The organism is Sphingosinicella microcystinivorans, assembly GCF_027941835.1.
Classification (GTDB): domain Bacteria; phylum Pseudomonadota; class Alphaproteobacteria; order Sphingomonadales; family Sphingomonadaceae; genus Sphingosinicella.
Genome location: NZ_CP116005.1, coordinates 2237929 through 2255196 on the forward strand (window position 1 = coordinate 2237929; position 17268 = coordinate 2255196).

Sequence of the window (17268 nt, forward strand, 5' to 3'; positions counted from 1 at the left end):
GACCCGAGGATCATTGCTCGTCCTCCGGATAGACCCAGACCCGGGGGTTCTCGACCGGCAGGGCCCCGCCTGACTGGGGACATTTGAAGTGGCTGGGCAGCACCTCCAGCATCGTGGGGGATATTTCGCCGGTGTCGGGATCCGCCGTTTCGCCATTCCCAGGAATGGTCATCCCTTCGGTGCAGAGATAGCCGAACTTCGATGTCGTTCTGGCCATGCCGTAGGGCGAGCCATCGCGGACAAACTTGATGTAGCCCTTGGTCGCCAGAACCGAGATGCGGTCCCTGATGGTGTAAGTCCCGCCAAGGCCGCCTTTGTTCTCGAACTTCTCCGCGAACTGCAGCGACGTATAGAGCCGTCCGGCAGCAGCCTCGTCGAGCAGGATGCCGAGAATGACGTCATGCTTGCGCACCCGCTCAGCATCGAGCCGGGCACCTACATCTTTGCGGATCAGCCGTTCGCTGCTTGCGTCGATCTCGACCCATTGCCCGCCACGTTTGTCTACCAGCATCGGGCCGATCGCTGGACCATTGCGCAGCTCGATCTCGAGCTTGCGCGCCGGCATTTCCTCATCGGGCCGATGCATGATGATGCCAGACGTATAGAAACCGCGCAGCGCACTGGCGCCGGAAAGCGCCTGGAACGGGTCCTCGGCAATCTGCTTCTTGTTCAGCTTCTTGGTGTGGTGAGCGAGGATCACGCCGGCATCAGGGGCGACGGCGTCGCGCAGCTGCTCGACCCGCTGCTGCAGGAAGAACATCATGGCGCTGTTGTCGTTTTCGCCACCGCCGTCGGGCCCGCCGTCAAAAAGGTTTCGGATCGGATCGATGCAGATGATGTCCGGCGGATCGCCCGGGAAATTGGATTTGATGGCATCGACCGCCAGCGCCACGCCGCGCTCGTCGAGCAGTAGGCGCAGCTTGGGAGTGACCACCAGGTTGTCGCGGGCGGCGGCAATGACGGCAGGATCGAGCCGGATGGCCTGCAACCGCTCGCGCAGATAGTGGTACTGGATCTCTGCCTGGAGATAGAAGATCCGCAGAGGGCGCGGCGGTGTGAAGCCAAGAAACGCCACGCCCGCAGCCATGTGCGCTAGAAGGCAAATCAGAAAATCGCTCTTGCCCACCTTGGGGGCGCCGCCGAGCACGAGCAGACCGCCGGGTGTCAGAAGCCGGGGTGCGACGATGTCAGCGGGCATCGGGCTGGCGTCATCCAGCAGCGCGCCAAAGGTGAAGGCGGGCATGTCTGCCCGGCGTGCGGTTTCAGCAGACCGAAGCATCGGCGGGCCGTTGCGCTCGACATGCAAGCGCCACAGCCGATCGGATTCCGCCTTCAGGCGATCGAGGGGCCAGCTCGGCCGTAGCATTGCGGCATTGTACTGGCAGATCGCCTCCCAGCCTTCGTCCGGGCTGATCCGGCCATCATGGACCTGCCGGATATAATGACCAATGGCGGCGCTCGCGCCCTCGAACCGCGACCAGGCATCAGCTCCGCCTTCATGGACCGGCGTCGTCAGAACATCGGCGAGAGCGGGCTTTCCGGGCGATGAGGTAGAAGCCGCGCCAATCCCGGGCATGGGCGGCATGGCCGAAACCATCTCGGCAAAATCAGCAAGGTCCACTTCACGTTTGGCGGCGTGCTGCAGGATCTGCACCATGCGCTGGCTGCCACCCTTATGGTAGATGGTGCCCGGGACACGGATCGGCTGGTGCGCGGAGCGGAAATGGGTGTCGCCCGCCACCTTGGCAGCGATGGCACCGCGCAGAGTGCAAACCTGCTCGACGTCGGCATCGGTCGCAGGCTCCGAGAGTTTCCACCAGACATGGAGCTTGTGCGCACCCTCAGGTGTTCGCCCGCCGCTTTCCACGATCAGAGTGGGGTCACCCAGATGCCGGGTCAGGTGGGTAAGCTTGGCACCGATATCGCCGGTGTCGATGTCGACGACGATCGCCTGCATCGCGGTGATGTCGGCAGACTTTGCCTGGCCGCTCTCCGCCACCGTGCCTGGGATCACGTAAACTGCCGCGCCTTCGCGGCCTGCCCAATTGGCAAAGGTCGTGAGCTTTTCCGGTGCGGACGCATCCGCATCAATCCAGATATTATGGGGCTTGCCCTCGATGCCCTGACCCTTGTCAATGAAGCTGCGGACCGGAATCAGACCTTCGCAATAGTCGAAGACGACGTCGAAGAAGGCAGCGATCTGGGCCGGGTCTGGCTCCAGGAACAGCTCTTCTAGCGATGCGGCATCGTTGAAATCCCGCCAGGGGTTGAAGTGGACGATGTTGTCTTCGGTCACTGGGGCATCTCCCAGCAACGGACGGCCCACGAGCAGAAGCGGCATTCGAAATGTTCGCGGGTTCGGGTGAAGCGCGGCAGCAATTCCCCAGCATCGGTGGCTGACAGGATGCGCACGGCCTTGTCGCTCATGCGCTGGGCCAGGTCTGCATCGAACGGGACCAGTTCGTGGTGGAGTTCAGCCGTGTCCTTGTTGATCGCGGTGAACAGCGCTGGCGCGGTCGAAATCCCCGGCACGCTGGCTTCCATATAGGCCTGGTAGAGCGCGATCTGGGCGGCATAGACTGGCTTCGACAGCACGACGCCCTTCGACACGGTCTCGCGCCAGTTCTTCGCGTTCATGGTCTTGCATTCCCAGAGCGCGGGGACACGAAGCCCAAGCGCAGCAGGAGCGCCGGCGATGATCCCATCGACGTGACCGCGCAGGCGCCCGCCAGCGGCCGAGAAGCCGAACTGCTCCCCGTCCGGACGATTGCCTTTGCGGGTGAACAGATCGAGGCCGGCACCGCGCAGCCAGGCTATAGCGAGGTCTTCCAGGGCGTGACCCATCGCGAAAATCCGCAGGGTTCGGCCTGAGAAGCCCGCATTTTCGTCCATGGGCGTGGCCGTGAACTCGAACTGGAGCGCGCGCTCGCAAGAAACACCGATCCGCGAGCCGCCGAGATAATCCCGCGGGCTGCGCGCGGCGTTGTCTGCCGCGAGATGGCTATCGACGAGGGCATTCAGACGTTCGCCGAATGCGGGACGGTGATTGAAGTCCAACATCAGAACGGCACCTCCATGGGGTCGTCCACGGCTGCCTGATGCATCGCGGTCTGGAAGCCATCGATCGTGACGGTGATCAGCTGGAGCACCTGCTCCTGCGACCATGCGGATGGTGGGGCGTGCCAGCCGATCGTGTCGATCAGGGCTGCGACAGGTTGCAGCGTCGCACGGATCGCGGCCTCTTCGCGGGCGGTCAGATCAACCATGTCCTGCACCTTGCGCGCCCGCAGCCAGAAGAAGCGCTGGCAGCTGATTGAGCAGAACCACACAGAGGGGCCCGATCGTCTCGTGCGTTGCGGGCCCGACCAGCCGAAGCCAGAGGTTGGACGAAGGCAGACAGCACACAGCAATCCGCGTGGATGCCAGCACCGCAGTCGCTTTTCGGCAGAGGGCGATTTTTCCATGGGCGGTATCCATCACGCCGCCTCCCGCAGAGCATGCGGATCCGCGCCCATCACGAGGCCGCGGATGGCTGACTGGTTGAAGCGGAAGGAAAGCAGCGCGGAGGCGTGGTAACGCGTCAGGCCGTAGTCGGTCCGATAGGACGGCGGCAGGAATACCAACTGCTTGTCGGTCGGCGGTTGCCGCAGCCAGCCACGGCTTTTGTGGGCGGACTCGTCGCTCTCGTGGGTGTTGAGCCAGTCGTCGGCGGCAGCGAGGCAAATGCTGCGCTCACCCATGGCCAGAAGATGTGCGGACTTTTTGGGCTGACCGCCGATGCCGTACCAGCGACCGTTCAGGAAAAAGACACCGGCCCAGGCATGGAAGCCATTGGCGACGAGTGCGGCATCGTCCCCGAACAGATCCACCCACTCGAAGCTCGAACGCTTCAACAGGTCAATTTCGGCCATGATGAACTGGCTGAGCGGCTCGGCAGGATCGCTCGCCGAGCCTTCCCAGATGTGACCGCACAGAGGACATTCGGTCACGGCGGCCGGCACGACAGCACCGCATTCAGGACATTCTTTGGTCGGCGCATCACCGTTGGCCTGCTTGCCATCCAGATCGACGTCCTGCTCAAGCGAGCCATGGATCAAGGTCGACGTCCCGAAGTCGAGGACAATGCAGTCGGTCTTGACGATGCCGGGATATTCTTCCGGGTTTACCGTGCGCAGGCCACGACCGATCATCTGGATCATGGTCGACTTGAACGAGCTGGGGCGCAGCAGGATGACGCAGGAGGTCGGGGGGTGATCCCAGCCTTCGGTCAACACAGCGACATTGACGACCACCTGAATGTCACCGGCATCATAGGCGGCCAGGGTGGCACGACGGGTCGCGTCATCCAGATCGCCATGTACGACTGCTGCGGGAATGCCGTTTGCGTTGAAGGCGTCGGCAACGTTCTCGGCATGACTGACAGTCGAGCAGAACGCGACGGTCTGGCGGTCGCCGGCTTTTTCCCGCCAATGCGCGATGACCTGGTCGGTCACGGGCGCCTTGTTCATGATGGCGTCGACCTGACCCATGTCGAAATCGGCAGCCGTCTTGCGCACCTTGCCGAGATCTTCGCGAACCCCGACGTCGATTACGAAGGTGCGCGGGCGCACGAGATGGCCCGAAGCGATCAGTTCCCCCATGCGGATCTGGTCCGCCACGTTCGTGAATACCTCACGCAGCCCTTTGCGGTCACCGCGGTTCGGTGTGGCGGTCACACCGAAGATGCGCGCCATCGGATTGAGGTGGAGAACGCGATCAATGATGCGACGGTAACTTTCGGCGACCGCATGATGCGCCTCGTCGATCACGAGCAGATCGACCGCTGGCATGGCGTCCAGATTGGCCGGCCGGGAAAGGGTCGGCACCATCGCGAAGGTGACCTGGCCACTCCAGTTCTTGGTGGCAGCATCGATAACCGAGGTGGTCATGCCCGGATTGACCCGGGAGAATTTATCCCGGTTCTGGTCCGTCAATTCATCGCGATGGGCCAGAACACAGGCCTTGGCGCGGCTGTCGCCGATCATCTGGCCCGCCACCGCAGACAGGATGATCGTTTTGCCTGTGCCGGTAGGAGCCACACCGAGCGTGTTGCCGTGGGTGTCGAGCGCAGACAGGCTGCGCTCGACGAAAAGGGACTGGCGGGGACGAAGGATCATGGCATGCTCCTCACTGTGCCCAGGCGGGGCGACCGCCGGTTGCAGGTGCCGTGGAGAACTGAGGCGATGCCGCCGTCGGCGCGGCCGCGACCGATCCCATCAGCGCCGCATATTCGCGGTGGTCCGGGGTAACGGCGGCGCGAATGTCGTTCTTGTCATCGCCGTTGCTGTCGGTGCCGACATCGATGCGGGCGACGAACTCCAGTCCGTCGAGGTCGCCGAAGCCGCTGATGCGGCGTGCCGCCTGGGCCTGCGGGCTGTTGTCCTTGTCGGAAATCCCTCGCGCCGAGTTCAGCATCGAGCGCACCAGGCCGCGCCCCATATTGGCCCAGTCGGGACCCTTCGGGCTGTAGAGCCCGATCATGCTGAAGACCTTGCGCTTGGCAAAGGGGCCTTCGACCACCGTGTACTCGGTGTTCAGATAGACTGAGCCGGTGGTGCCGCGGGTGGCATAGCCGCCCGTCCAGCCCTGGCTGGGATCGTCATGACCACCGGGCCGGATGGTCACACGAACCTTGGCGAGCGTGCCCTTGGGGATGATGTTCGAGGTCTGTTTGGCGTCGTTAAAATCGTTCCAGCTACCCATGATGGGGCTCCTTGTTCAGGTCAGTTTGGGGGGATTGCGTGTCAGTGGCCGGCAGTGCAGGCAGGCCGAATTCCAGCCGTTCGCCGGCGGGCATCACGGGGCCGCGGATCTTGGCCATGAGGCGGCCCAAGTGCGGTTCCTCGACCAGTGCGAGGCGGCCGGACCGGTCCTTGGCCGGGTAGGACCAGGGGTTGATCGTCTGGCAGATGAAGGCACGCGAAGCGTTTCCGGCCTCGTCCTTCACCTCGGCCATCGTCAGGACTTCATCGACGATGCCCGGCAGCTCGAGTCCGGTCTTGGAACCGTCGATCTGCGGCTGGAAAACCTTGCGATTGAAGTCGTCCAGCTTCTCGTCGAGGATGCCGACGAACCAGACATTCTTCGTCCGGGTGTGCTGAAGGTGGGTCAGCCAGGCGATCATTTCCCGGCCGTGCAGACCATAGGCACCGCGCATGTCAGGCTTGCCGGTCTTGTCGGAAAATGCCTCGGGCTGCCCCTTGCACCACTGGAAGCACAGGCGCCCGGCAACCGTGATCGAGTCGATGAAGACTGTCTCGTACCGGTCGATCGCCGCGGCATCGCCGAACCGGGCGCACACCGCATTGTAATGCGCCTGGCTGTAGACCTGATCGTCGCGCAGTGCCGGGTTCGGCCCGCCGATGAACACCGCAAAGTCCCGGCATTCCTCCCAGGTGCGGGGACGGATGCTGTCGCCGGTCCACCCTTCGATGGCGAGGTCACCCGCCTCGAGGTCGAAGAACAGGGTCGTCGTTGCAGGAAGCGTCCAGAGCAGACTGGTCTTGCCGATGCCGGATTTGCCGAAGATCACGCCCTTGATGCCGCGGTTTTCTGCGAGACGCTGATCCGCCGAAATGATCGGGAGAGTCATGCTGCGCCCTCCAGCTTGAGCTTGAAGCTGGGGGAGCCGTTGCGCACCGTCCGGGCGGTAGTGAAGGCGCTGCGAATATGGCTGGGCCAGGCCGCAAACTTGCGCTCAGAGACCTTGAAGCTGATGTCGACATATTCGCGAGGGTCTTCGCCGTCGGCCTTGATACGCTCGACCAGCTGGGCCAGTTCGAACTGATCCCAGTCGACCTTCTTCGGCAGGTCCGCGACGATCGTTACATCGCCGTCGGTAAAGCGGGCAGCGCCAAAATCCTTACCGGCATCGCCGCGCGCCTGCTGAGCGCGATCGGCATATTTGAGGGCAAGCGCACCATTGAGCCAGTCGCTGGCCAACTTGGCAAAACGCAGGCGCTCCTCGATCTCCTGCTGGAGATTGGCGAGCACCTCGGCCGGCAGGGCGACGATCTCGCCGACGGCCATGTGAACGAAATCGTCCACGCCGATGTAGTTGGGGATGGTCATGTCGGCCGCCCTCACGCCACGGCCGGCGCATCAGCGCGGGCGGTGTTGTGCCGGGCCTGGGCAGCTTCGAACGCCTCGACATCTTCGAGGCGATAAACGACGCGACCGCCGAGCTTGATGAATTGCGGGCCTTCGCCCGTCCACCGCCAGCGCTCGAGCGTGCGGTGGGAAAGGTTCCAGCGAGCGGCAAGCTCGATCTGGGAAAGGTGTCTGGTAGCCATTGGCGTCTCCTTGGGTTCGGTTCGAAAACCTGCGGAGACATTGGCGCTGGCGAAGGTAGGAGCCGGGAAGGAGAGAGGTAGGGCTTAGGGTAGGAATCAACGATTGAGCCCGCCGGACACAAAAAAGCCGCCCGAAGGCGGCTTTCGATGACGGATTCTGCGACTGGTCAGCACTGGATCCAGCAGCGACCACCCTCCACCTTGATGAACTCCTGCCAGTCCTTTCGGCCGGAAAAGGCCTTGGTCAGCGTGTTCACGCTATTAGCGCATTCGGCCGCCTCCAGCACCGCTTCGGTCAGGCATTCGGGTTCCCCGTTCTTCCAGGCGTCATGGAGATGTCGAATAATGGCCCGATGCTTCTGGCCGGTGAATGTGTAGCGTTTCCCGCGCACCGTGACAGATCCTCCGTCTGCGGACACGGCAATTGGCACATCGGTCTGTGGCGATCCGTTTGTGATCCGAGCTGCCAACAGCGCAGGATCGACGGCAATCCCGGCCGCGTGGTCGGCCACATCGCCGATGCTGATGATCTCATGACCCTCGAACATCTGCTTTTGAAGGCGGCTGGTCGGCGTTGTACTCAACACGATTCTCAGCCCCGGCGCCGGACGCAAGCGCGTAGCGGCCACGAACGCGGACCAGCAATCTGGATCAGACAGGCGCCGCGCGACCCACAGCGGAACGGGCTTACTGCGCCCGGGCAAACGGACATTGCCGATTTCCCAGACGGCATCAGGCACCAAAGCAAGAGGTTCGGCCCCGCCCACGACCTCCAGCTGCGCCAGCATCCGCGCCAACAGCACCGGCATATTGACGCTGAACATGGTCAGGCTTTCCAGGGGCACTGTGATCCAGACCGCGGCCGGGTTGTAATAGCCAAAACAACCGTGCTCGCCCGACCAGATCAAAGGTAGCGGTTCATCACCGTGATCCAGATCCAGTGGCGCCGCGAAGGTATTTCCTAGCGGCGCCAGCAGATTGGTCTGCATCAGTTGCTTGCCTTGACGGGGATAAAAGTCGTCGAGGACCGAACCCGCGATTTTTCCGCCCGGCGTTTCAGCAATCGTCATCAGCAGCCGGGCAGCAGCCTGATCAATCATCGCCGCCGGTATCCCCGGACAGGATGCCCCAGCGGCGCAGATACTTCTCGCCGATCAACTGCTCTTCCGGCGTCAGGTCCTTGAGATTGCAGCCGTGCGGCATCGTGATCGTCAGCGCCAGCACACGCCCACGCCGCGCATCCCCCTTGGGTTGGAAAGCGATGCTAAGCTTTGCCTGGGTAACCACCCAGCCGCCGAGAAGCGGATTACGGTCGCCAAAATGCCTCGCGGCCATCTCCCAGATGGTCTCCTCACTGCCGCGCATGCACTCCAGAGTCACGCGCTGGCCCTGATTGTCCATCGGCATCAGGCGCAGCTGTTTCAAAGTGACGGACTCGATCCCGTCGGAAGCATCCCGGGGGAAAGCATGGGGCTGCTGAAGCGAGTTCAGATCATAATTGCGGGACGGCATTTTTTCGCTGGTGAACTCGATCTCGAGCAGATCACGCACCATGATCCGGGCCATGGCTTCACGGCTCTTGCTGTCGTTCGCGACCACCTCGACCACGCCGGTGGCGGGTTCATACGTCAGGGCGGCCTCGAACACCGGGCTGCGCACGCGGCGAACCAGATCGCCTGCGTCAAACTCCAGAACATCATCCGGCAAGCCCTCGCGGTACACCGCGATCTGGATCAGTTCGCAATCCTCACCGTCGAAGGTGGGGCGGCGGCGGTCAAAGATATCGATGTGGATATTGGGCGAGGCGAAGCATTCGCGCAGCGCCGCCTTGAATGCGTCGAGAGCGGCTGGATCCTTGTTCAACGGCTGATCGGCGGCAACAATGAAACCCGCCCATGAACGCCCACGGCGACGTTCATCGGTGTAGCGGACCTCCTCGGCACGACGGAAGCGGTCCGGATGATTGAGAAACATCCAGAAAGCGCGGTCGTGCGCGCCGCCAAGGCTATCCAGAACGGCCTTGTCTTCGGCAACGCTGTAAAGTGCAATCTGGCCAACGTCGCTGACCAGCTCGCCAATCCGACCGGCGTCGAGCGCCAGGCGGGCCTTTTCGGTATCGGTCAGTTCATCGACCGCCTTCAGAAGGGGCGGCAGGATTTCGGGCTCGGGGACCGCCCAGTCGATATTTGCAGGGAGGCCAATCCCGCTGTGCTCAAAATAGGCACGGAGGGTGGGGGTGGAGGTTTTCCGAATGATGGTGGCAATCGAGGTCATGGGGGACTCCTTGAGCAGAATCAGGCGTCATTGCACGCCGATCTGCTAAAGAGCGTATTTGCGCCCATGTGGCGGGTCAATCGAAAATCTACGCAGATTAGCGGATTTGCTGTGGATCACCCGAACAGCGATCCCTGACGATCAGATTCCCCAAGTAGTTTGAGTACCTTGAGCCTGACTTGAGCAGCCTCCTCGGAAACCTGAAACGTCTCCATCACTGCACCAACGATCTGTCGACCATGGTCTGACCGCACTGCCACGGCAGCGTGGAGATCACGCTCCTGGCAATAATCGGACACCAGCCGGCGTATGGATGTGACCGGCATCAGTATCGCGCCGCTCACATAACCGGCTTGCCACTCCATCCAGTCATAGTTCGCGGCTTGAATGATGGTGTCGCGCTTGCAGATCGCCTTGTTTTCATGGCTGCTGCGGTCGAACAGTTGGCCATGCTGAAACTTGCCCGCCCACAGGTGCCGGTGGAAATGCACATGGCCAAACTCATGGGCCAACGTCGTGCGCAGCCGGTTCTCGCGGCGGGAATCGTTAGCCAGCCGGTCTGAGATTGCGACTTCGGGATCCCTGTCTGGATGGAAGGCGGTCACGCCTTCGACATCGTCGCCATAGATTGTCAGGTCGGCAGAGGAATCCAGGCTGGCGTCGTTGAGCTCGATCAGCAGATGGAGTTCATCGGTCGTGATACGTGGACGTGCTTCCTGGTTCCGCTTGCGGTGCAGATCCCTGACAAGCCGCTCACACTCCCGATCGAGCTCGTCGTTCGTGTAATAGGGGCGCTCTGGAAATCGGCCTTTTGGATCCCGTATCATCCTCATCGCCGTCGATCCGTCAGTTGGTAATGGCGCGACGGAAATTGACGAATGCCTCGGCCGCCTTGGCTGGGTCACTGACCTGGCTGCGGAGGTCGTCGGGAATCTTCCCTGCCAGCAAGAACAGAACGCCTTCGTCGATGTTCAACACCTCCGCAAACTGCCGGATCAGGTGATCCGAGGTGGGACTGCGCCGGTCATGCTCGATGTCGTTGAGGTATTGCGGCGAGATCGGTGTGCCGTCTTCCTCTTTCATGATCCTTGCCGCCAGCTCCTTCTGGCTGAGAGCCATGGCCTTCCTGGCTTTGGAAATCTGACGTCCAAAACTCGTCCCGTCAGTGGTCATCGGTTCATCATGGCTTGGGCCAACCCTCAAAATCACGCATCTATGCGGATCAGCGTAGTTGCGAGGATTTCCGGGGTCAAGAACGCATTGCCGTGAACTCCGGCCGCACACTCGGGCGCCGAGGTCAGATGTAGCCGACCGGCGACCCCGCGCGAATCAAATTACGAAGAACTTCGCAGGCGTTCCGAGCGACTTTTCAAAGGCCCGGATCGCATCACCAAGCAATGCTCATGATTTCGCAAGACTACGATAAACTCATGATTTTGCTTGTTTAAAGATAGTTCTCAAACCTACCGTGTCGCCACCCACCCAGTATTGCGAACGGTCTCCATGTCCACCGACACATTCAACCCAAACGGGCTTTGCCCATCCAAGATGTCGCCAGAAGCCCGACTTTCAGAGTTGGGCCGCATCGTCGCCACCGGCGTCCTGCGGCTGCGCGAACAGTCCAGTTCTTTATCTGCCTATGGTGGAGATAGTTCACTCGCAATCTCGCCGGCCAAGAGCGTCAGTCGTCCCCGGGCAAAGGCCCGGATCGGAGGACGATAATGCACAAACAGGATGACAATGCGCAGGTGCTGGCCAGGCTGGCGGCGCTGAAGGACATGCCGGTCAGGGAACTGAAGGCCGAATGGGCAAAGCTGTTCGAGACAGAGGCGCCCAACAACAGCCGGTCGTTCCTCAAGCAGCGGCTGGCCTACCGGATCCAGGAGCTGACGTTCGGCGGCCTGTCAAAGCCGGCACGCCAGCTGCTCGATGCCCTGGCCGACGAGGTCGAGGGCAAGAAGGTCAGGAAGTCGGTGATTTCCGACCCGCGCAACCCGGTGATCGGCACCCGACTGGTGCGCGAATGGAACGGGACTGAGCACGTCATCACCGTGCTGAAGGACGGGTTCGACTGGCAGGGGCGCCGTTACAAATCGTTGTCGGCCATCGCACGGGACATCACCGGCACGCAGTGGAATGGCTACAGGTTCTTCGGCCTGCGGGAACGGAAGGACGCGGCATGACCGATACAGCACCCCGGCGCCGCCTGCGCTGCGCCGTCTACACCCGCAAATCCAGCGAGGAAGGGTTGGACATGGAGTTCAACAGCCTCGACGCCCAGCGCGAGTCCTGCGAGGCCTATGTCGCCAGCCAACGCGCCGAAGGCTGGGTCTGCATGCGCGAACGCTACGACGACGGCGGGTACTCGGGTGGCACTCTCGACCGCCCCGGCCTCAAGGCCCTGCTGGAAGACGTCGAGGCCGGCCTGGTCGACGTGATCGTCGTCTACAAGATCGACCGCCTGTCGCGCTCGCTGATGGACTTCGCCAAGCTGGTCGAGGCCTTCGACCGCAATAACGTGACGTTCGTGTCGGTGACGCAGGCGTTCAACACCACGACCAGCATGGGCCGGCTGACGCTCAACATCCTGCTGTCGTTCGCCCAGTTCGAACGCGAGGTCACCGGCGAGCGCATCCGTGACAAGTTCGCTGCCAGTCGCGCCAAGGGCATGTGGATGGGCGGGTTCGTGCCGATGGGCTACGATGTCGTCGATCGCAAGCTCGTGATCAACGAGGCCGAAGCCGCCACGGTCCGGCACATGTTCCAGCGGTTTGTCGAGCTGGGATCGGCCACCCTGCTGACCCGGGAGCTGGTGGCGGGCGGCACCCTCAACAAGCGGGGCAAGCCGATCGACAAGGGGTTCCTCTACAAGCTATTCCGCAACCGGCTCTATATCGGCGAAGCGGTGCACAAGGGCACCAGCTATCCCGGCGAGCATCAGGCCATCATTGACCAGCCGCTGTGGGATCAGGTCCATGCCATCCTGCAGGAGAGCCCGCGCCAGCGGGCGGCCAACACCCGCACCCAGACCCCGGCGCTGCTCAAAGGCTTGATCTTCACGGATCGCGGCATCGCCATGACGCCAACTGTCACAAAGAAGGGCAGCCGGCATTACCGCTACTACACCTCGATGGATGCGATCAGAAACCGAGCCTGCGAAGGCCGGGACAGCTTTGTACGATTGAATGCCGGCATGGTGGAAACGGCCGTCGTCCAGCACATCCGGTCGCTGCTGCGCACGCCGGAAATCGCGGCGCGGGCGATGGAGGCGATCGGCCGAACGGCACCGGATGTGGATGAGCACGACGTGGTCAACGCGCTTGCTGGGTTCGATGGCCTATGGGAATCGCTGTTCCCGGCCGAACAGGCCCGCATCGCCCGCCTGCTGATCGAGCGGGTCACGGTCAGCGCCGATGGCCTTGCGGTTGACCTGCGCACCGAGGGCCTTGGATCGGTCATCCGCGAAATGGTCACACCGAAACAGGAGCTGGCGGCATGAGCGCGCCCACCACCATGCGGGTGTTCATCCCGCTCACCATCCGCAAGCGGAACGGGCGGCCGAAAATCGTCCCGCCCGCCGATTTGACCTTGCGGGATGGGCGGGCGCAGGATCCACATGTTCTTCGCGCCATCGCCCGTGCTTGGAGCTGGCGGCGGCAGTTGGAAACGGGCGCCGCTTCTACGATTCAGGACATCGCGGCAGCCGAGAAGGTCTCCGACCGGTTCGTAAGCCGGATGATGCGGCTCGCCTACCTGTCGCCAGAGGTGCTTGAACACCTCGTGATCAGACGCGAGCCGCCGGCACTTTCGTTGAACGACCTCGTTGCGGTGTCCGACCGACCATGGATGGAGCAGATGCAAATGGTGTTCGAACGGAGCCCATCAGACCGAAAAGGACTCAGACATGGCGGCTAGTGCCTGGAGCTGAATATTTCTTCGAGCCTTTCGCACATCCAATCGAATGCTTCGTGGGCCATCATGCCGGTTGGCATCTCTATACCCGGGTCAAAAATGGCTTTCAGTATGTATGTGGCGTTCTCCAATCCGGCGCTTCGGGCACCCATATTGAAGTGGGCAATTGCATCCCGAAACCGCAGTATCGCTGCGGGGTGATCGGATCCTTGACCTTTGGCCTGCTCGTGGAGGAACAGCCACGCTAGGGCGACTGACACTGCGAGAACCCGGAACTCTCGTTGTAAGCCGTTCCCCGCATCATCGAGGACCCACATAGTAGCAAAGGCGTCGGCCTGATACTCTTGACCTACTTTCATGGAGGCGGGGATCAGGTGTGTCAAACGGCGTTCAAAAGGGACCCCCGATCGGCGTCGAAGAGGGACCCCCTTTTCGGATAATATGATGCTGGTTTGTTGAAGATGGCCTTGCGCTGCGTGCGGCGGAGGGCGGGCGTAGCCCGACCGGAGGCGCGCGCAGCGCAAGATAGATTTTTGAAGGCGCCGAAGGTGGCTGTCAGCTGCGGTTTTTGAAGCGCCAGCTGTCGTTGCCCGTCTCGACGATATCGCAGTGGTGGGTGACGCGGTCGAGCAGCGCCGTGGTCATCTTGGGATCGCCGAACACGGTCGGCCATTCGCCGAAGGCGAGGTTCGTGGTGATGATGACGCTGGTCCGCTCATAAAGCTTGCTGATGAGGTGGAACAGCAACTGCCCTCCCGAGCGGGCGAACGGCAGATAACCGAGCTCGTCGAGCACGATCAGGTCGAGCCGCGACAGCTGCGCCGCCAGGGTCCCGCCTTTGCCGATCCGGGTCTCCTCTTCGAGGCGTGTCACCAGATCGACGGTGTTGAAGTAGCGGGCGCGAGCGCCCCTTCGCACGACATTGGCGGTGATCGCGATGGCGAGGTGGGTCTTGCCTGTCCCCGTGCCGCCGACCAGCACGATATTGCGGCGAGGCGGGAGGAAGGAGCCATCGTGAAGGGAGCGGATCATCTCCTCATTGATCGGTGTGCCCTCGAAGCTGAACCGCTCCAGGTCCTTCACCACGGGCAGCCTCGCAGCCGTCATCCGATAGCGGATGGAGGCTGCATCCCGGTGGGTCGCCTCAGCACGGAGCAGGTCGGTCAGTATCTCCATGGTGGTGCGCTTGCGCTGGAGGCCGGTGGTGACCGCCTCGTCGAACGCCGCCGCCATGCCCTTGAGTCCGAGGCCGCGCATCGTGTCGATCATATCATGCCGCTGCATCATAGCCTCGCAGCAGATCATAGCGGGCACAGTCGGCGAGCGGAGGATGCTGCAGCATCCGGTCTTCCGAAGTGACGATGCTGTGGGGTGTCGCCGGCTCGCGGCGCCGGGAGAGGATGTTGAGGATCAGCTCGTCGCTGGCCGTTCCGTTCGCCAACGCTTCGCGCACGGCAGCCTCTACCGGCTCCAGGCCATCGGTGAGCACCGCCGAGAGGACCCGCACGAACCTGCGATCGGCCTCGTCCCCGGTGCCGAGCCTTCGCCGTAATCGGTGCAGGGCGGGCGGCAGATCCCAGTCCTGGAACGGTGCGCCGTTACGCAGCGCGCCGGGCTTGTGCGCGAGGACCGGCAGATAATGCCAGGGATCGTATATCGTGCGGTTCCGACCGAAGTGGCGCTCATGCTCCCCGACGATCGCATCGCCGCAGCGTATGACGATGCGATCGGCATAGGAGCGCACCTGAACGGTCCGGCGTGCGGCCGTCGACATGACCGAGTAGCGGTTGCGATCGAAGCTGATGAGGCAGGTGCCGGTGACGGCATGCTCGCTCTCATGGAAGCCGTCGAACGGTGCCAGGATCGGCTGCAGGGCCGGTCGCTCCATATCCAGCGCCTCGGCGACGGTAATATCCCCGCGTTCGGGATGGGCATGATGCTCGGCCCAGCGCCGGCACTCGGCCTCCAGCCACCCGTTGAGCTCGGCCAGGCTGGCGAACCGGAGTCGCGGCTGGAAGAAGCGGCCTCGGATCGTCTGGACCTGCTGCTCGACCTGGCCCTTCTCCCATCCCGCCGCCGGCGAGCAGGCGGTCGGCTCGACCATGTAATGATCGGTCATGATCAGGAAGCGGCGGTTGAACACACGCTCCTTGCCGGTGAACACGGCCGTCACCGCCGTCTTCATATTATCGTAGATACCGCGTCGCGGCACACCGCCGAAGAACGCGAACGCCCGGGCATGGGCATCGAACAGCATCTCCTGGCCCTCGCGCGGATAGGCTCGGACATAGGGTGCGCGCGAGTCGCAGAGACGCATATGCGCCACCTTCACCCGCATCGGCTTGCCGGCGATCTCCACATCCTCGTGGCTCCAGTCGAACTGGTAGGCCTCACCCGGCTGGAAGGTCATCGGGATGAACGCCGGTGCGCCTTCGCCAGCATCCTTCCGCCGCGCAGCACGCCAGCGCGCCGCATAGCGGCGCACCGCATCATAGGATCCATCGAACCCCTCGCGCACCAGCAGGTCATGGATACGCGTCATCCGTAGCCGATCGCGGCGGCCGCGACCTTCGTTCTCCTCAAGCAGCGCATCGAGACGATCCTGATAAGGACCGATCCGCGGCAGCGGCTGGACTTTGCGCTGATAGTTGAACGCCGCCTCCGGCGACCGGATCGCTTTGCGGACGACCTTCCGCGACAAACGAAGGTCACGAGCGATCGCCTTGATCGCCTTACCCGCTGCATGCTCACGCCGAATCCGAACCACTGTCTCCACGATCAACATCCCGTTCTCGCCAACTGATCAAAACCAGTCGGCCGACTAAATCCCCGGGATGAAGGGGTCCTTTTTGCACGCCGATCACCCCACGAAGGGGGTGCCTATTGCACGCTGATCCTCAATCAGGTGCGAGTGGCCGTGATGGACGTGAGCGATTTCGTGAAGCAAGATCCAGCTCAGCGCACCAAAAAACAGATTGTTGATCCTGCCTTCCATGGAGGCGAGGTCCGCGCCGGGCTTGGGCTCGCACATGTTTTCCGGCCACGGTTCATCCGCATGAAATAGCCGTCGAGCATAATCCAGGTATGCCTGCAGGTTCATTGATGCCCATTGGGCGCCGATGTCTATTTGCTCGCCCTTGAGTTCGACTGATCGAGCAGCACGGGACGAAAGGTCCGCCACGCAAAAAGCTACAAAGCTCAAACACCATAAGCTCGCCAAGCCCGCGTACGACGCATAAATGGCTCGATCAGGAACCACAGCATAAAAGTTTGCTTCGGTTCGGCTGTCCCGCAGTTCCCATCTTTCGGTCCCGAACACCTCCTCCGCGAGAGCTCGTGCTTTCTCTGGCGCGATGTTGATGGGTGTGCGCCGAGCTAGTGAAAGCATCAGTCGGGTAGCATCTTCAGTGGTGGCCATTCGAGGATCCCTGATTTGATCTGCGATAATGAAGACTTCCCATCACCGGCGCTCATTCTTCAGGACTACGCGAAATTGCGTGGCGCTTCACGGGGAAACGCCTACTTCGCGTTCTCTGGCAGCCATGCCAACCGGAGGAACGCTCGCTGAATGCATCGTAGAGCGATCTCAGTTACCTATTGAAAAAACTGCCATTCGCAAAGCCGAACCGGACTGGACGAGGTTCGCTCGGTTTGAGACAAAAGCCGATCAGAGACTGATTTTTGGCAATCCGGCAGTCTCCGAAGTTCGGGCGCGAACCGCAAAACCGCGCGGAAGCTAGGGATTTTCTGG

Annotated in this window: 18 protein-coding genes; 3 read left to right on the forward strand and 15 right to left on the reverse strand. The window is 62.2% G+C overall.

The window, feature by feature from the left end; translation table 11 throughout:
• Positions 1-10: 10 nt before the first annotated feature.
• From PE061_RS10740 to PE061_RS10795, 12 genes are all read right to left on the reverse strand, one after another.
• Positions 11-2296, reverse strand: a complete 2286-nt coding sequence (locus PE061_RS10740; RefSeq protein ID WP_271259073.1) for an AAA family ATPase — start codon at positions 2294-2296, stop codon at positions 11-13.
• Complete coding sequence (locus PE061_RS10745) at positions 2293-3060, reverse strand: PD-(D/E)XK nuclease family protein (protein ID WP_271259074.1); 768 nt, start codon at positions 3058-3060, stop codon at positions 2293-2295. The genes PE061_RS10740 and PE061_RS10745 overlap by 4 nt, the downstream gene beginning before the upstream one ends.
• Positions 3060-3266: a DUF6511 domain-containing protein gene (locus PE061_RS10750; protein ID WP_271259075.1), complete on the reverse strand. Its 207-nt coding sequence runs from the start codon at positions 3264-3266 to the stop codon at positions 3060-3062. The genes PE061_RS10745 and PE061_RS10750 overlap by 1 nt, the downstream gene beginning before the upstream one ends.
• Positions 3267-3476: 210 nt before the next feature.
• Entirely contained in the window at positions 3477-5156 is a 1680-nt protein-coding gene (locus PE061_RS10755; RefSeq protein WP_271259076.1) for a DEAD/DEAH box helicase, read from the reverse strand.
• A gap of 10 nt (positions 5157-5166) precedes the next feature.
• Positions 5167-5742, reverse strand: coding sequence for a hypothetical protein (locus PE061_RS10760; protein ID WP_271259077.1), 576 nt, complete (start codon positions 5740-5742; stop codon positions 5167-5169).
• A complete protein-coding gene (locus tag PE061_RS10765; protein ID WP_271259078.1) occupies positions 5735-6631 on the reverse strand; it encodes an ATP-binding protein in 897 nt (298 codons plus the stop codon). The genes PE061_RS10760 and PE061_RS10765 overlap by 8 nt, the downstream gene beginning before the upstream one ends.
• Positions 6628-7110 carry a hypothetical protein gene (locus tag PE061_RS10770; RefSeq protein ID WP_271259079.1) on the reverse strand — a complete coding sequence of 161 codons (483 nt, stop codon included), beginning with the start codon at positions 7108-7110 and terminating at the stop codon, positions 6628-6630. The genes PE061_RS10765 and PE061_RS10770 overlap by 4 nt, the downstream gene beginning before the upstream one ends.
• 11 nt (positions 7111-7121) lie before the next feature.
• Positions 7122-7331: a helix-turn-helix transcriptional regulator gene (locus tag PE061_RS10775; protein WP_271259080.1), complete on the reverse strand. Its 210-nt coding sequence runs from the start codon at positions 7329-7331 to the stop codon at positions 7122-7124.
• A 167-nt stretch (positions 7332-7498) separates the two neighbouring features.
• Positions 7499-8431 (reverse strand): hypothetical protein, encoded by a 933-nt coding sequence (locus PE061_RS10780; protein ID WP_271259081.1) that lies wholly within the window; start codon positions 8429-8431, stop codon positions 7499-7501.
• Positions 8424-9605 carry a hypothetical protein gene (locus tag PE061_RS10785; protein WP_271259082.1) on the reverse strand — a complete coding sequence of 394 codons (1182 nt, stop codon included), beginning with the start codon at positions 9603-9605 and terminating at the stop codon, positions 8424-8426. Before PE061_RS10785 ends, PE061_RS10780 begins: the two co-directional genes overlap by 8 nt.
• A 116-nt stretch (positions 9606-9721) precedes the next feature.
• The gene (locus tag PE061_RS10790; RefSeq protein WP_271259083.1) at positions 9722-10432 is read right to left on the reverse strand and encodes an ImmA/IrrE family metallo-endopeptidase; all 711 of its coding nucleotides are present in this window, start codon (positions 10430-10432) and stop codon (positions 9722-9724) included.
• A 19-nt stretch (positions 10433-10451) separates the two neighbouring features.
• Positions 10452-10778, reverse strand: coding sequence for a helix-turn-helix domain-containing protein (locus PE061_RS10795; protein ID WP_271259084.1), 327 nt, complete (start codon positions 10776-10778; stop codon positions 10452-10454).
• A gap of 548 nt (positions 10779-11326) precedes the next feature.
• Between PE061_RS10795 and PE061_RS10800 the strand changes: the two genes are divergently transcribed.
• The 3 genes from PE061_RS10800 to PE061_RS10810 are packed head-to-tail and all read left to right on the forward strand — an operon-like array spanning position 11327 to position 13520.
• Complete coding sequence (locus tag PE061_RS10800; protein ID WP_271259085.1) at positions 11327-11788, forward strand: DUF2924 domain-containing protein; 462 nt, start codon at positions 11327-11329, stop codon at positions 11786-11788.
• The gene (locus tag PE061_RS10805) at positions 11785-13104 is read left to right on the forward strand and encodes a recombinase family protein (protein WP_271259086.1); all 1320 of its coding nucleotides are present in this window, start codon (positions 11785-11787) and stop codon (positions 13102-13104) included. The genes PE061_RS10800 and PE061_RS10805 overlap by 4 nt, the downstream gene beginning before the upstream one ends.
• Complete coding sequence (locus tag PE061_RS10810; protein ID WP_271259087.1) at positions 13101-13520, forward strand: hypothetical protein; 420 nt, start codon at positions 13101-13103, stop codon at positions 13518-13520. The genes PE061_RS10805 and PE061_RS10810 overlap by 4 nt, the downstream gene beginning before the upstream one ends.
• Positions 13521-14072: 552 nt before the next feature.
• Here the strand turns inward: PE061_RS10810 and istB are convergent.
• The 3 genes from istB to PE061_RS10825 form a co-directional block, all read right to left on the reverse strand.
• A complete protein-coding gene (istB, locus tag PE061_RS10815; protein ID WP_031304487.1) occupies positions 14073-14801 on the reverse strand; it encodes an IS21-like element helper ATPase IstB in 729 nt (242 codons plus the stop codon).
• Positions 14788-16302, reverse strand: coding sequence for an IS21 family transposase (istA, locus tag PE061_RS10820; protein ID WP_021238707.1), 1515 nt, complete (start codon positions 16300-16302; stop codon positions 14788-14790). Before istA ends, istB begins: the two co-directional genes overlap by 14 nt.
• A 75-nt stretch (positions 16303-16377) precedes the next feature.
• Positions 16378-16935, reverse strand: coding sequence for a phage exclusion protein Lit family protein (locus PE061_RS10825; protein WP_271259088.1), 558 nt, complete (start codon positions 16933-16935; stop codon positions 16378-16380).
• Positions 16936-17268: the final 333 nt, after the last annotated feature.

Excerpts from the sequence above, each read along its gene's own strand:
- PE061_RS10745 (WP_271259074.1), bottom strand. The coding sequence starts at position 3,060 with ATGTTGGACTTCAATCACCGTCCCGCATTCGGCGAACGTCTGAATGCC.
- PE061_RS10750 (WP_271259075.1), bottom strand. The coding sequence starts at position 3,266 with ATGGTTGATCTGACCGCCCGCGAAGAGGCCGCGATCCGTGCGACGCTG.
- PE061_RS10755 (WP_271259076.1), bottom strand. The coding sequence starts at position 5,156 with ATGATCCTTCGTCCCCGCCAGTCCCTTTTCGTCGAGCGCAGCCTGTCT.
- PE061_RS10760 (WP_271259077.1), bottom strand. The coding sequence starts at position 5,742 with ATGGGTAGCTGGAACGATTTTAACGACGCCAAACAGACCTCGAACATC.
- PE061_RS10765 (WP_271259078.1), bottom strand. The coding sequence starts at position 6,631 with ATGACTCTCCCGATCATTTCGGCGGATCAGCGTCTCGCAGAAAACCGC.
- PE061_RS10770 (WP_271259079.1), bottom strand. The coding sequence starts at position 7,110 with ATGACCATCCCCAACTACATCGGCGTGGACGATTTCGTTCACATGGCC.
- PE061_RS10775 (WP_271259080.1), bottom strand. The coding sequence starts at position 7,331 with ATGGCTACCAGACACCTTTCCCAGATCGAGCTTGCCGCTCGCTGGAAC.
- PE061_RS10780 (WP_271259081.1), bottom strand. The coding sequence starts at position 8,431 with ATGATTGATCAGGCTGCTGCCCGGCTGCTGATGACGATTGCTGAAACG.
- PE061_RS10785 (WP_271259082.1), bottom strand. The coding sequence starts at position 9,605 with ATGACCTCGATTGCCACCATCATTCGGAAAACCTCCACCCCCACCCTC.
- PE061_RS10790 (WP_271259083.1), bottom strand. The coding sequence starts at position 10,432 with ATGATACGGGATCCAAAAGGCCGATTTCCAGAGCGCCCCTATTACACG.
- PE061_RS10795 (WP_271259084.1), bottom strand. The coding sequence starts at position 10,778 with ATGACCACTGACGGGACGAGTTTTGGACGTCAGATTTCCAAAGCCAGG.
- PE061_RS10800 (WP_271259085.1), top strand. The coding sequence starts at position 11,327 with ATGCACAAACAGGATGACAATGCGCAGGTGCTGGCCAGGCTGGCGGCG.
- PE061_RS10805 (WP_271259086.1), top strand. The coding sequence starts at position 11,785 with ATGACCGATACAGCACCCCGGCGCCGCCTGCGCTGCGCCGTCTACACC.
- PE061_RS10810 (WP_271259087.1), top strand. The coding sequence starts at position 13,101 with ATGAGCGCGCCCACCACCATGCGGGTGTTCATCCCGCTCACCATCCGC.
- istB (WP_031304487.1), bottom strand. The coding sequence starts at position 14,801 with ATGCAGCGGCATGATATGATCGACACGATGCGCGGCCTCGGACTCAAG.
- istA (WP_021238707.1), bottom strand. The coding sequence starts at position 16,302 with ATGTTGATCGTGGAGACAGTGGTTCGGATTCGGCGTGAGCATGCAGCG.
- PE061_RS10825 (WP_271259088.1), bottom strand. The coding sequence starts at position 16,935 with ATGGCCACCACTGAAGATGCTACCCGACTGATGCTTTCACTAGCTCGG.